Below are 13,888 nucleotides of genomic sequence, written 5' to 3'. Positions count from 1 at the left end.
AAGGGTTTAGATTTTTACTGCTGTATACAAAAAAAGGATTTTGATAGCCTTAAACCTCTTTTGCTAAGAGGCTTGAGCTCTTAAGCGGTAGCGAGAAACCTAGCGCCCGGGGATGAAATCAATTGATTATATTGATAGACTTGTTGGGCCATCATTCGGAGACCGGAGTCGCCACTTACTGCGTCCAAAGGGGAACCCATCTCAGAAGCGGTATTCGGTGTTTTAGAGCTCATAAACCCATTTAATAATGACACGGCAGCAGCCTCACCCAATTTCGAGACGCCCGGGATAGCTAAGGAGCCCGCAACAGAGGCTACAGTTAAGCCGCCGGAAATAGCGTTACCTAAAAAACTACTCAAATCACCCAAAAAGCTTGACTGAGAAGCCTCCGGTGTGGATTTTTTTTGGTCCTCAAGCTTACTCAAACGAACACTAGAGTCGCTTGTGACCTGGCTTGAGGCGAGAGAATGGGATAAATTACTGATACTCATCGATTGATTTTATAGGTCAGAAAGGATTTCAATTAGGGGAATAAAGGGAGATTTTGCCCCCAATTCTTACAAATGGGCTCATGAATTGTCCTTCCACTGTATTGGAGAACCAACATGTTCATATTGCTCTGTTGCAGAATTATAAAAAGTCATGGCCCAACTGGAGTATTCACGGGCACTGATATCGCCCTCTTGAATGACACTAACTAAGGTGTGCCGAGGATCAACATGGATTTTGCTAAAGAGCTCTTTGACTGCAGATTCCTCCCCTTCCAAGACTTCCATAAAATTACCATCCTTAAATACCAACATTCCAGTAATGCCAATTTTGGTATTCTGGCTGCTCATTACGAAGGCTAAATCCAAGAACTTTTCCCGGGTAAAGGTCTCTGTAGAGGAGCTGACGTAGATGAGTTGATACATGTTTATATAAATATGGGCTTAAACAAAAACGTTTACCGTTCCATCAGAAAGCAATGTTCGGGCTTCCTGACTTTGATTACTGAGAGCCTGAGCAAGCTCAACTTGATCTTCAGGTAGCAAGGTTGCTAAAACCTGCTCTTGACTTTGCTGAAAACTCTTCCCGGAGCGAACATCTGCCTGAATCAGATCAAGACCAGATTCCTTCATCGAAGCACGAAGAGTTTCTACACCGTCCCGCAATACTTGACGGACTTCTTCATTATTAGAAATAAAGGTTGAATTTACCAAATGGTCTTGCACAGAAATAACAATTTTTAAGGGGCCAAGATTCTCAGGATTCAGGTTTAAAACTGCACTATGCATATTAGCATCAATCATCAATACTAACTTTTGACTGATTTCTTCGCTCCACTGAAGCGACCCAAAAGAGGCATGAATTTGTCCTTGCATGGTATTGGTGCGTAGTTGCGCAGACCCCAGGTCTGCCTCGGGATGATCTCCATGACCTTGCCCATTCTGCTCTTGACTTTGATGCTCTATCCCAGTAACTCCTACTGCAGTGATTACTTCTGAATCAGGATTAGGAGCAATTTTAGAATGATTCGCTTCTTTTTCTGAATCCCCCAAAAGTCCTGTTTTTCCTAATACCCCCATGGTATTTGGCAAGCGAGTATGAGGCATTGAAAACTCGGCCTTTACATCAGAATTTGAACTATTGGATAAAGCATCATTGGAAAATAAACGCATATTTTTTGCTTGTGCTTGCATTTCAGCCAACTTAGCAAAAGCAAACTCAGCATGCGAGCCAGGGTGAAGATTTTGAATGTTAACTGACAGTTGAGTCCTAGCGGTAAGATTTGATCCGCCAAGATTAACCCACTCACCTAAATGATGGGCCTGTCCCGGATGATTTGCGGCATGACTTTTAGCCTTTGCTTCTGTTTTACTAGCATGCTCGAATTTAGGCGATAAGAGTTGGGCAGTATCTACGGTATTTTTTGCATCTTGCACCTGTAAAACCTTGACCTGGGTAGAAAGCATTTGACCAAATATCGGTGCATTGGCGATCCCAGTAGATTGGCTTGAAGATAGCGTAGGCTCTTGTGCAACATTCATATTGAGCAAGGATTGGGCTTGGGCTTTAACATCAATATTCATATTCATCATCCTAATTAGGATTTTGCCATTAAGAACCGGCGCTGATTACTACTAAATTCATCCATGAGTTTTTGGTCGCGCCTGTTACTCAATTTTTGGATCTGCTGTGTATTTCTGTCAATAATGACTTCATAAGATCTTTTTTTTGTTTGGCAGGCTTGCCAATGCTTGGTATGGTGTTTAGCAATTTCTATATATTGATGAATAACGCTATCTTGACCCACAATTGCTTTATCAATACCCTTTAAGAACAACTCATAATTTTTTAAATCTGTTGCTGTAATTCCCTCTAAGGAAATTGATTTACGTTGCGTAATATATTCTTCACGAAACACTTGTAATCGCTTTTGCTGCTCTTGAGCGTCGGTAACATCCTGATTTGCTTTTCCCAAGGACTCGGCAGCTCTATCGAGATTGCGCTTTGCAATCCCTAAAAGCGTGTTCATGACGTTTAGAGAATTAGACATTATTCTTTAACACCAGATATAAGCTGACTTAATTGGCTAATAGTGGATTGAGCATTCACCTGATCAGAAAAGTCTTGCTGCAAGAAGGCTTCAATTAACTGCCGCTTATTAATTGCTTCATCTAATACAGCATCAGAACCAGTTACATAGGCGCCCACATTGATGAGATCTTGATTGCGAGTATATTTTGAGCTCAACTGTTTTAACTTACGAGCAGCTTGTTGATGCTCTTGGCCAACAATACTATTCATGACGCGGCTAATAGATTGCTCAATATCAATTGCAGGATAATGTCCCGCCTCTGCCAGTGTGCGATCAAGTACAATGTGGCCGTCTAAGATTGCTCTAGCGGCATCAGCTATTGGATCTTGCTGATCGTCACCTTCTGTTAATACAGTATAAAAAGCAGTAATGGAGCCGCCGCCAACGTCACTATTGCCAGCGCGCTCTACTAATTTTGGTAATTTTGCAAAGACCGAAGGTGGGTAACCTTTTGTAGCGGGAGGCTCACCCAATGCAAGTGCGATCTCACGTTGCGCCATCGCAAAACGTGTTAACGAATCCATGATCAGCAAAACATGCTTTCCTTGTTCGCGAAAGTGCTCTGCAATGGTTGCCGAATAATTAGCGCCTTGTAAACGCATCAAAGGTGAAGCATCAGCCGGTGCAGCCACAATGACTGAGCGGGCTAATCCAACGGGGCCAAGGATGTTTTCAATAAACTCTTTCACTTCACGACCACGCTCGCCAATCAGGCCAACCACAATCACGTCGGCATCAGTATAACGAGCCATCATTCCTAAAAGGACGCTTTTACCAACTCCAGAACCAGCAAACAAACCCATGCGCTGGCCGCGCCCTACGGTCAATAATCCATTGATAGCTTTAACACCTACATCCAAAATTGTATCAATCGGAGCGCGCTTCAATGGATTGATGGGTGGAGACTGTAGGGGAGAAAAGTGCTCGGTCTGAAGAGGGCCTAGATTATCTAAAGGCACTCCACTGGCATCTAGAACTCGACCCAAAAGGTGTTCACCAACCGGGAGCTGGGTAACTTTACCGATATTTTTATTCAATGCAGAAGTTTTTAGTTCAAAGGGTTGATGCAACTCTGAATGACGAACTGGAATCGATTTGAGAATGACCTTTGCCTCAGGAGCGATACCTTCAATATCACTTTGGGGCATTAAAAATAAACGCCCATGATCAAAGCCAACCACTTCTGCCTCAACCTGCTGACCATCGGCCATGGGTATTAGACAAATACTCCCAATGGGCAGATTAATTCCACCTGCTTCAATTACTAAACCAGTTACCTTATTTACATGCCCAGCTACTTCAAGATTATCTAGCGTCGACAGTACTCCTGAACAATTACGCAAATAGTTATCAAGATAGCCATCTAGATTCATTAAAGGCAAATTCATATCAGCAAGGTCAGCTTGTGAAGTGAGAGTCATGTCCCCTCCTCTAGCCATGCATTGTTTTGACCGAGCGCATCACAAAGCAAACGCCAACGATTCGCATTAGTAGCGTCTATAGTATTGCCGGATGTCTCGATTAAACAACCACCGCGCTCAATTTGGGCATCTTCTTGAATGCTCCAATCATGTAGTTTGGACTGTAAATACTGCCGCACAATATGGGCATCATCTGGATGTAAGCTCAAAGATATTGGGTCTTGGGCATCGATCAGACCATTGGTAGCGTGTTGTAAGATGGGCAATACAGTGGCTTGGTTAACCTTGAGTTGTTCTTTCAGCATTGCCTTAGCAATGTCTAACGCAAGTGCTAAAACATCATGACATAAAGTCTGACTTTTATCTTTAGCGCTAGTACTAAATCCATTCATTAAGCCAATTAATGCCGCTTGCTCTACCGCTAACTTTTCATTAGCTAACTTCATACCCGCTTCATGGCCACTCTTCATACCTCGGTCAAAGCCATCCAAATAGGCTTTATCTAAAATACCCTTAATCTTTTCCGGAGAAAAGCTAATCGATTGAGCGACAGTAGGCTCACGCTGTACTGGGGTCTTGGGGGGGTGTAAATCATTAAAAAAGGATTCGCCAAGTGTTTTTGGCCAAGGGCGAGAAAGCTCAGGATTAGACATAATCTTCGCCTCCACCCTTACCAGGCAACATTACAGAGCCATCCTCGATGAGCCCTCTCACAACCACAAGAATTTCTTTTTGCTGTGCCTCGACCTCGGAGAGTTTGACTGGGCCTTTATTCTCTAAATCCTCCCGCATCATATCTGCGGCACGGGTAGACATGTTTTTGAGAATCTTTTCACGTAATTCAGCGTTAGCGCCTTTCAGAGCAACGATCAAAGCATCAGACTGAATATCGCGCAAGATCGTCTGAATTCCACGATCGTCAATTCCAATAATGTCGTCAAAGGTGAACATTTCATCCGTTATTTTCTCTGCGATCTCAATGTCATATTCTTTAATCCGATCCATCAAAACTTGTTGCGGAGCTTGGCCAATATAATTCATGATTTCAGCAGCGGCCCTAATGCCTCCAATCTGTTTTTTCGCAGATGTTTGTGCGCCACTTAATAGTCTGGCAAGAACTACATTGAGCTCTTTGAGTGCTTGCGGCTTAATTTCCTCAAGGGTAGCAATTCGTAACATCGTATCTTTTCGTAGATCCTCATTAAATAAAGAGAGTATCTGTGAAGATTGTTCGGGCTCTAAATGCACTAAGATAGTTGCAACAATTTGAGGATGCTCATAACGAATTAAATCTGCAACTGCTGAAGCATCCATCCACTTTAAATTTTCAATACCTTCAGAGTCTTGATTTTCAAGGATGCGCTCAAATAAACCTGCAGCGGTCTCTTGACCTAAAGCCTGCGTCAACACATTACGCGTAAAGGAATCCGTATCAATATTAAGTGATGCTCCTTCACCAGCGTAGGCAAAGAAATCCCGCAGTGTTTCTGCAACAGCGGTCTGATCTACTTTTCTCAGGGTAGTCATCACCGTACTGAGCTTTTGTACGTCCCGAGGTGAAACGTGCTTCATGACCATCGAAGCACCTTCTTCACCAAGAGCTAGCATCAATATGGCGGCCTTAAGAACGCTATTTTCTTGGGCCATTAGCTATTCCCAACCCAACTACCTACTACGTCTGCGATCACCTTAGGATTTTCCTTAGCGAGGGCCTGAACATTTTTTAGATCTCTTTGGTATGGGGATAGCTTTGGCAAAGGTCTACCATTTTCATCGAGCTCTTCATTGGTTTCTAGCACTGGGTCAGGGGCCAACAAATTCGCTAACATAGGTTTAATAGCCTTACGGTAGATGAGGAAGAGCACAATCACTCCAAATAGAATTTGGCCCGTATTTTTAGCTAATTCAATATTGGCTGGATCTTTCCAGATCGGTAATTCAGGCAAGTCCTCTTCTTTTAGCGCTGTAAACGGAGTATTGACTACTGTCAAACTATCACCCCTAGCCTCATTAAAGCCCATTGCTTGCTTAGCCAAATCAGTAATTTGCTGTTTCTCTGCATCATTTAAAGGACGTGTAATTTCCTTACCTTCAGCATCTACATCCGGTTTATTGTTCACAACTACGGCTACCGATAAACGCTTAATACCACCCATCGATTTTTGCGTAAAAGAAATGGTTTTATCCACCTCATAGTTAGTCGTCGTATTTCTTTGAGTATTTTGGGGAGTTTGTGCAGGCGGGGTAGCAGCAGCACCAGTAGCCGCTCCCCCAGGAGCGTTATTGGTTGTTGTATTGAGTGGTGCAGTGCCATTGGCAGGCGGCTGATTACTGAGTGCGCCAGGCACCCCGCCAGTTGTTGAGCCCGCAGAGACGATCGATTCATTGCTTTGTAAGCTCCGAATGACCGTTACATCAGGCTTTTGATTGGGCTTATAAATTTCATTCGCTTCTTCAGTATTTGAAAAATCTACTTCTACGTTAGCCTCAGCACGTACATTTTTATCGCCCAACATAGGGGCAATGATGGATTGGACTCGTTTTGTAATATTTTTTTGAATATCATCAACATATTTGAGTTGATTGGCATCTAAAGTTTTAGCCCCACCCTTGCTAGTATCTGAAAGTAAATTACCATTTTGATCCACAACGTCTACATTTGATATCCCAAGATTAGGGACGCTACTAGCAATTAAATGTACTACAGCACTTACTTGATTTTGACCTAGAGTTCTACCCTGCAGGAGCTTAATCAAAACAGAGGCTGTTGGTTTTTGGGCGTCACGCACAAAAACCGATGACTTAGGAATCGCTAAATGCACCCTGGCACTTTCAACCCCAGAGATCGACTGAATGCTGCGCTCAAGCTCACCTTCTAGGCCGCGCTGGAAATTGACCTGTTCAACAAATTGAGAGACGCCAAATTTTTGATTCTCAAGCAATTCAAAGCCTACGTTACCCGCCTTTGGCAAGCCCATAGCAGCCAATTTGAGACGGGTTTGATAGACCAAATCAGCAGGAACCAAAATAGATCCGCCGCCATCTGCTAGCTTAAATGGAATATTTTGCTGCTCCAGTACAGCCACGATTGCTCCACCATCTTTATCGTTGAAGTTTGAAAATACAACTTTATATTTAGGGCTTTGGCTCCAAATCCAAAATACCACCATAACCGCTATAGCCATAGCAATACCTAAAGACAAGAACAGTTGCTTACTTTTACCCTGCAAATTTAGTCGCTCTAATATAGCTTCCATCACTTGCTCCTTGGCAAATTAGGGGAATACATAAGGGGATTGAGCACCGCCATCAATGCTGGTAAGATCATTTTTTTTAGCATAATCTGCACAAAAGCCCTAAAGAAAAGTAGTAGTTAGGCGTAATTATGATCAGGGCTAGGTTATTTCAATTCAAGGAATAAGGCCTTTTTTTCCTTCTTATTAGCAAAACTGCCAGCATTCAGAACTGATACATTACTTACATTACAAATGTATAGGTAAGGAGTTCCATCATGAGTGTCGGCGCTATTGATTCAGGGCGAATTCAGGCAATGTTGGCCCAACTAAAGGCTGCGTCTGCTGCTGCCCCAAGCCTTGCAGGTCCTATTAATGGCTTGGAAGGCATTAAAGGCATTACCGATGGGAAGGGGACTAAATCCAGTCCTTCCATTGACTTTGCCGCTGCCCTCAAGGCCTCCTTAGATCAGGTCAATGAAACCCATGATAAGGCGGTTGAGTTAGGCAAGAATTTTTCTCTGGGGGACGACAGTGTCCACTTATCCGATGTCATGATTGCAACTCAAAAAGCCAGCTTGTCCTTTCAGGCTACTGTCCAAGTGAGAAATAAGCTGGTGACGGCCTATCATGACATCATGAATATGCAGGTGTAGAGAGTAAAAAAGTAGGATCAATTAAATCATCCGTTCAACCACATTCTCATAACAAACCCACTTTTGAAACCTTGATAAATGATGCGCTTCGTTAAAGGTCTTGAATCGGTTTGCAATTACAAACTTAAGCCAAATCTTTTTGTTATATTTTAGATCTATAAGACATAGACCCATCTTAAAGGTTATGTCAATCCATTTAAATCAATTTAAAGGAAGTGATTACCTACATGAACACATATGAAAAAATTAAGGAAGGATCTATTATTCCAATCGGATGGGGTACAGGAAAAATATTTAAATATAGACATCTTATTCATGATTTTGATGTGCAATTCACAATAGATACTAATCAAACAGAAGAGTTTGTAGACAATGTAAAGATTTATGAACCAACTATTTTAGAAGAAATAGACTTATCTAACTACGTTCTAATAATTTACAGCATTGATTATATGAGCGCCGTTTACACATATTGTGAAAAATTTAAAAATTTAAAATGCATTCCTTTCAACGCATATGATCTTGGAATAACAATTAAGCTTAAAGAATCATCTGAGGTAATCAACGCATGTTTTAATCAAGGAGTTTTTTATGAAAATTTAAACTCTATAAATATTAACTATTTTAGATAATTTTATTTTTAATGTCCCGCTTAAAACCTTACATACGCCGGCTAATGGCAATAACAAAAACTGGACCTGATGACTTTCTTATAATTGAGCCGTATTCAATTGGGGATATTTTCCACACCTTATCGCTGATAAATGAATTCAGAAAATCAAAACCCGCAGGAGCAAAAATTAATTTAGCTTGCAAAAAAAGGGCTCTACCAATTGTTAAAATGTTTTCAAATATTGATAATGTCTGGTGTTATGACGATTTTGATGGCCAAGCGCTAGACTTTATTGCCAATTCAACATGGTACCAATCACAGTCAAATTTTTTTATTATGCCCCCAGATATGCATGATAGATTGATGGAAAATTTACCAATGCTAGAGGGCCATAACGCGATTAATTTTAAAAAAAATATTCTTGGTATTCCAGAAAAAACTCAGCCTGAGTTACCAGCCTTAAATCAGGAGCTCAAAGATAGGGCAGCTATTGGTGCCGCCAATATTGGATTGAGATCAAACTCCATTATTATCTTTAATCATGCCGTCACTATAAAACCTTTGGACAATGAAAGCTTTAAGTCTCTTGATAATTTATTTCATGGCCGTGTCTATTACGACTCAATGAACGGCAATGCTCCATCGTGGACTATTCCGATAAGAATACCTTTAGATGAAATTCCTTATTATGCAAACATTGCAGGGAATGTGATTACACTAAGGTCAGGAATAACTGATTTACTTTCACTCTCAAATGCTAATATTTATACGATCTACCCTGGGGGAAATTGGATGGCTGATTGGTTTCACCACAATAAACCTATAATTTCAGATCAATTTAGAACTTGGGGAATTAGAGATTTAGGCTTAAATTTAGAGTCATCTGAAAAAAAAATATTCGTTGAAAATGAAGATACGCATGAAATAATTTCGAATAAGATAGCTAGCCACATAAACGGAGTTAAATAATTAAACTGGCCTTCGAGATTTCCAAAAATACAAAAAATAACTATCGATAATAATTTGAGAAATAGTTTTAAGAAGTAAATTCAATTTACTCTAAGCAATCAATTCTCGAGAAAATTTTCTAATTATCTATTTTTTGCATACCAATCTATTTAAGCTTAGCGGGGACTCGTTGCAATAAATGCCAAGATGGTTACTCAAGAAGACTATCATTCTTCAGCCTGCCTTAGTTCTAAATAAAAAATCTTACTAGGAATGCTTAATATTTATTTGATACTGTGACTTTTACCTGCGCACATATCAATAAACCGGCCTTACAGCATCATGATGAGGAGTAGTCTTATACCCTTAATTCAATCAGTAACATCCATAAAGTCTCGAGAAATTGTAAGATTTACAATGGAAATAAAGGTTATTAATCTCTCCTTTAGCATCAGAGCAAAATGTTTATCAAAATAATGCATAGCAGCTAAATAAGGGTGACTAGTATCAATATGAGTAAACAGTCTAGGTAAATAAGAACACTTAGAGTTACAAGAAAATTATTGGAAAACCAAGACGTCTATTAAAGTATTTCTTACAAGATAGCGGGCTAACTGTAAGCAAAGCCATATCTTAAATAAACAGATAGTCAGAAATTTTGATATCACCGCTACGTGCTAATAGCACTTTACTCTTTTAAACGAACTTTATGCTGGCATGAATACATTAGGAGTAGCCATGTAATTGGCATAGTAAGTGTATTTTTTGGATTCCTATGAACACATTATTAAATGTCCATACCGCCATGTGAACAACAAGCTTAGATTGAACATTTTAGAAGATACTTTCTGAAAGATCACGCCTAATAACTGAAGCGAATGGAATAGTATCGATACGAATAGTAGAGCTATTACAAACCAGCCCAAAAGTTTCACAAGCCAATTTTTGGGTGAATTACAAAACGCAACCCAATCATTCGAATGAAGCAAGTAATTGTAATTTACATAATGAGAAATTTTATTTCGGTGAAATACCAATTAAATCTAAAAACTACCAATGGGATGCCAGTAGTGATATTAAGTGATTTCTCAAGACATTTTTTTCAGAAAAATAATTTATATAGTCCCTTAATTCATCTTTGGGTAGCGCTCCAGCGCCCCGAAGATATAGAACGTCTTGAGCAAGCCAAATTAATAAATTAACAAACGTTAAGTGCAAAATAATATCAACAGGGTGATCTAATGCGCTCTTTACTTCAATTGTTGTTACCTTGTTGAACATACTAGACTTACCAGACTGGCAGAAATTAATAGACTCAATCATCTCGACTATCTGTTGATTTAGTTCTTTATTTATAGAGGCTTTATTCTTCACTTTTTTGATAGCTAAAATTGATAGCCTATCAACTAACATGCCTATTGTATTTAAGCCAACCGGAATTTGTAGGCACTCTTTTGAAATTGATTCTTTAAGATGATTCCAATTATGTGAATTAAAATCCTCTTTACCCGATAGAATTACATGCTGCAAAATATCTTCACGAGAGCGTTCAAAGTCAAAAACTTGTGAAATTGTCATCGGTTCATATGGAATATCTAATGAAATCAGCAATCTCTGAATATAGTCGTATATCTTATTATCCATTTTGTAAAATTAAATTTATTTATTAAGTTTTAACATTTTTTGAGCATCTTTTATCCAGGCTTCAAGAGCTTGCATCTCATCATCCCTGACAATGCCAAAGTGCCTAAGCTTGTCATATGCATTGTATAAGTTAACTTCCATCGTATTACCTACACTAGTGACAGAAGATACTAAATCGACTATTTTTTCTGTGCATTGATACATCGAAATTTCAGATGAAAAATCTGACATTAAGTTATGCTCATTTCTCTTTTGTACAACAGTAGGACCAGTGAATCCAAGATAGTAGTCATGAGCCCACATAATTGGCTGCGCGACCAAACCCCTTAAAATATCTGTAAATCTGAAGGTAACAGTAATTGGAAGATACATCAGTAAAAAGAGATCTCTATGGAACATCGTATTCTGGCTATTAAAAGGTGAGATAAGGTTTTTTTGAAGAACTAGTGGTTCACCTTCCTCAAAATAACATGGCTCATTAATTGTGAGTCTATAGATAGCATCTACATCCGGATCCTCATCAGCAAGCCCCTGCCAAATACCAACTCTTAAGCCTTCTATTTCTGAACCAAAAGAATTTGTATAGTTATTTTTAATTAAATCTAAAGGCAATCCCCTTGGCCATATTTTCTGCCTTGTATATCATTGGTAAATATTAATAAAGCCCGCTCCCGTAAGGGATCTGTATCTCAAATTAGGATCAGGGAATGTCCAGCTATCCTTAGGAATATTATCGTCATCAGTGTCTACTATAATTTCGGCATCAGACATTGCCGCAAGGTATCCAATCATTTTCCGGCAATAATGATTTAAAGGTAATTTCTTCACAAGCTCAAAATCTAAAGCCTCTTGTCGGACCAGCGAAAAATAGTTCACATCTTGGAAGCGCCAATCTGAGGGGCTTTTTGCATCACCTACCACTATAAATTTGTAATTTGAGTTTTCTGAGAATTTTTTTACCGCCTCTGTAGGTGGAAATATTGATGTTACAACGATATATTTATTCATTATCCAAGTCTTTACTCTTATCAGTGTTAGCGCTCATCCTTGTATAGGCTTTTTGAAAATGCAGAACTCTTTCCTCTAAGCCATTCCCGAGGACCAATTGATTTTTCGCGTTTTTCAGTCCTCTTTGTACTTTTTCGCAAATAAAAGTATCCTCATCAAAAACCTTTGAGGTAAATTGACTGGAATCCTCATAAATTTTCTTAATTAATTTTGCACCAACCTCATTTTGATTTTTGAAAATTGTGCTGAAAGTTCTAGAATGCACCTTTGTCAAGTCATGACTTACATTCTTAAAATTCTGTACGTGAAAGCTGTAACCCAGAAAACTTGTTATCGTTAAATTAGGAAAAATATGATGGTGTGTATAGTAATTAGTTCTAAAAGGCCAATGCCCTATTTTTTTAGAAAATTTATTTTCAAAACTATTTAACCACCCTTGATTAGCAAGATGGTTCATTGATGAATGATAGTTAGAATCAAAATTAGTGGATATATCCTTTATTGACTCACCCATACCATCGGCAACCAAAAATGTATTTTGATGAACCATTGGTACGTGGTAGCCCTCAAGAGAATTTTCAATGAGCACCTTCCAATTTGCTTGTACAGATTTTGAAAATTCTAATATGACATTACTTAATCCCAGCGAAATACTCTCAAGAAAATCATACTCTTTTCCTAAAAATTCATTTAATAGGGTTGGCCTCTCTGCGAGGGAAACAAAAATAAAATTTCCAGCCTCCTTGCATGACACTTCGTTTAATTTAAAGCCTCTTGGATTTGCGACAACCTCTGGAAAACATGACTTACTTGGAATTCCAATAGGAATTCCCTCTGTGTCATAGACCCAGCCGTGATAAGGACATCTTACTCTTCCGCTGTGCCTTCCCTCTTCACATAAAAGACTTCCCCTGTGTGAGCAACTATTAATAAAGGCTCTTGGCGTATTACTTTCATCCAATTGAATCAAAATATCCTTAGTGCCAACTCGAAAACCGTAATGAGACTTAAGATCTAAGTCTTGTTTCATACAGGCAAAAATCCAAATATTTTCGAAAATTTTTATATTCTCTTCATCAAAAGAAAATTTTGATGTGTATTGCTCTGGTTTAATCAATGCTCGCATCTTTTATCTTAGGCCTTAAACGAAAATCGCCTAGCAGGATTTCCCAGAACGGTAATATTTGGCGGTATCTTACCAACGACTACACTACCAGGAGCAACCACTACTCCATCTCCAATAACCGCTTTTGAAGTAACGACGCAATTTGGGTGAATTGTCACAAAATTTCCAATTGTTGCGCCACCTGCTATTGTGCAATGGCTATTTATTTGGCACCATTTACCAATTTTCGCATCATGTCCAATCACCGTATATTCCTGAACATGTGTGAATTCGCCTATTGATACATCTACGGAAATACCGACGTGTGGGGCAATTATTGAACCGATACCCATATTTGCATATTGCGAAATATTTGCTCTAGGATGCACAACTGTTGCAAAATCGACATGAAATTCGTCTCTCAATCTTTTTGTATATTCAAAGCGCGTCCGTGGATTGCCAATTGCCGCAATAAATGCCTCGCCTTCTAAAGGAATATAAGTATGAGGACTATCAATAATCTTTACATCCCTAGGATAATCATTTAGAGCATTTTGATTGTCATCCAAAAAACCTTTAACAGTAAAAAGGGGGTTGTCTTGCTCTATGTATGTCAAGACCTCCCTACCATATCCTCTAGCACCAATTATCAGACAGCTTCTTTTCATGTTAGTCACAA

16 protein-coding genes are annotated in these 13,888 nt (G+C 39.3%); 3 read left to right on the top strand and 13 right to left on the bottom strand.

What is annotated here, in order from left to right; genetic code table 11:
* Positions 1-80: 80 nt before the first annotated feature.
* The 8 genes from ICN15_RS09500 to fliF form a co-directional block, all read right to left on the bottom strand.
* The gene (locus ICN15_RS09500) at positions 81-491 is read right to left on the bottom strand and encodes a hypothetical protein (RefSeq protein ID WP_216202502.1); all 411 of its coding nucleotides are present in this window, start codon (positions 489-491) and stop codon (positions 81-83) included.
* 78 nt (positions 492-569) lie between these two features.
* Complete coding sequence (locus ICN15_RS09495; RefSeq protein ID WP_216202501.1) at positions 570-914, bottom strand: BLUF domain-containing protein; 345 nt, start codon at positions 912-914, stop codon at positions 570-572.
* 18 nt (positions 915-932) lie between these two features.
* The gene (locus ICN15_RS09490) at positions 933-2,072 is read right to left on the bottom strand and encodes a flagellar hook-length control protein FliK (protein ID WP_216202500.1); all 1,140 of its coding nucleotides are present in this window, start codon (positions 2,070-2,072) and stop codon (positions 933-935) included.
* Between the two features lie 14 nt (positions 2,073-2,086).
* Positions 2,087-2,539: a flagellar export protein FliJ gene (fliJ, locus tag ICN15_RS09485; protein WP_216202499.1), complete on the bottom strand. Its 453-nt coding sequence runs from the start codon at positions 2,537-2,539 to the stop codon at positions 2,087-2,089.
* Complete coding sequence (gene fliI / locus ICN15_RS09480) at positions 2,539-3,969, bottom strand: flagellar protein export ATPase FliI (RefSeq protein ID WP_255532967.1); 1,431 nt, start codon at positions 3,967-3,969, stop codon at positions 2,539-2,541. The genes fliJ and fliI overlap by 1 nt, the downstream gene beginning before the upstream one ends.
* A 29-nt stretch (positions 3,970-3,998) precedes the next feature.
* Positions 3,999-4,655, bottom strand: coding sequence for a FliH/SctL family protein (locus ICN15_RS09475; RefSeq protein ID WP_216202498.1), 657 nt, complete (start codon positions 4,653-4,655; stop codon positions 3,999-4,001).
* A complete protein-coding gene (gene fliG, locus ICN15_RS09470; protein ID WP_216202497.1) occupies positions 4,648-5,649 on the bottom strand; it encodes a flagellar motor switch protein FliG in 1,002 nt (333 codons plus the stop codon). Before fliG ends, ICN15_RS09475 begins: the two co-directional genes overlap by 8 nt.
* A complete protein-coding gene (gene fliF / locus ICN15_RS09465; RefSeq protein ID WP_216202496.1) occupies positions 5,649-7,259 on the bottom strand; it encodes a flagellar basal-body MS-ring/collar protein FliF in 1,611 nt (536 codons plus the stop codon). The genes fliG and fliF overlap by 1 nt, the downstream gene beginning before the upstream one ends.
* Positions 7,260-7,513: 254 nt before the next feature.
* Here fliF and fliE point away from each other — a divergent pair, with 254 nt between their 5' ends.
* From fliE to ICN15_RS09450, 3 genes are all read left to right on the top strand, one after another.
* Positions 7,514-7,891, top strand: a complete 378-nt coding sequence (fliE, locus tag ICN15_RS09460; protein WP_216202495.1) for a flagellar hook-basal body complex protein FliE — start codon at positions 7,514-7,516, stop codon at positions 7,889-7,891.
* A gap of 227 nt (positions 7,892-8,118) precedes the next feature.
* Entirely contained in the window at positions 8,119-8,523 is a 405-nt protein-coding gene (locus ICN15_RS09455) for a hypothetical protein (protein WP_216202494.1), read from the top strand.
* Between the two features lie 11 nt (positions 8,524-8,534).
* Positions 8,535-9,473, top strand: coding sequence for a glycosyltransferase family 9 protein (locus tag ICN15_RS09450; protein WP_216202493.1), 939 nt, complete (start codon positions 8,535-8,537; stop codon positions 9,471-9,473).
* 1,029 nt (positions 9,474-10,502) lie between these two features.
* Here ICN15_RS09450 and ICN15_RS09445 read toward each other — a convergent pair.
* The 5 genes from ICN15_RS09445 to ICN15_RS09425 are packed head-to-tail and all read right to left on the bottom strand — an operon-like array spanning position 10,503 to position 13,877.
* On the bottom strand, positions 10,503-11,096 hold the full coding sequence (locus ICN15_RS09445; protein ID WP_216202492.1) for a hypothetical protein: 594 nt from the start codon (positions 11,094-11,096) through the stop codon (positions 10,503-10,505).
* Between the two features lie 15 nt (positions 11,097-11,111).
* On the bottom strand, positions 11,112-11,708 hold the full coding sequence (locus tag ICN15_RS09440) for an STELLO glycosyltransferase family protein (protein ID WP_216202491.1): 597 nt from the start codon (positions 11,706-11,708) through the stop codon (positions 11,112-11,114).
* 30 nt (positions 11,709-11,738) lie between these two features.
* Positions 11,739-12,104 (bottom strand): hypothetical protein, encoded by a 366-nt coding sequence (locus ICN15_RS09435; protein ID WP_216202490.1) that lies wholly within the window; start codon positions 12,102-12,104, stop codon positions 11,739-11,741.
* Positions 12,097-13,230, bottom strand: a complete 1,134-nt coding sequence (locus ICN15_RS09430; RefSeq protein ID WP_216862834.1) for an SRPBCC family protein — start codon at positions 13,228-13,230, stop codon at positions 12,097-12,099. The genes ICN15_RS09435 and ICN15_RS09430 overlap by 8 nt, the downstream gene beginning before the upstream one ends.
* Positions 13,231-13,238: 8 nt before the next feature.
* Positions 13,239-13,877, bottom strand: coding sequence for an acetyltransferase (locus ICN15_RS09425; protein ID WP_216862837.1), 639 nt, complete (start codon positions 13,875-13,877; stop codon positions 13,239-13,241).
* Between the last annotated feature and the right edge of the window lie 11 nt (positions 13,878-13,888).

It is taken from the genome of Polynucleobacter sp. CS-Odin-A6, from assembly GCF_018882095.1.
Classification (GTDB): Bacteria; Pseudomonadota; Gammaproteobacteria; order Burkholderiales; family Burkholderiaceae; genus Polynucleobacter.
This window is presented reverse-complemented; position numbering and strand designations above follow the sequence as displayed.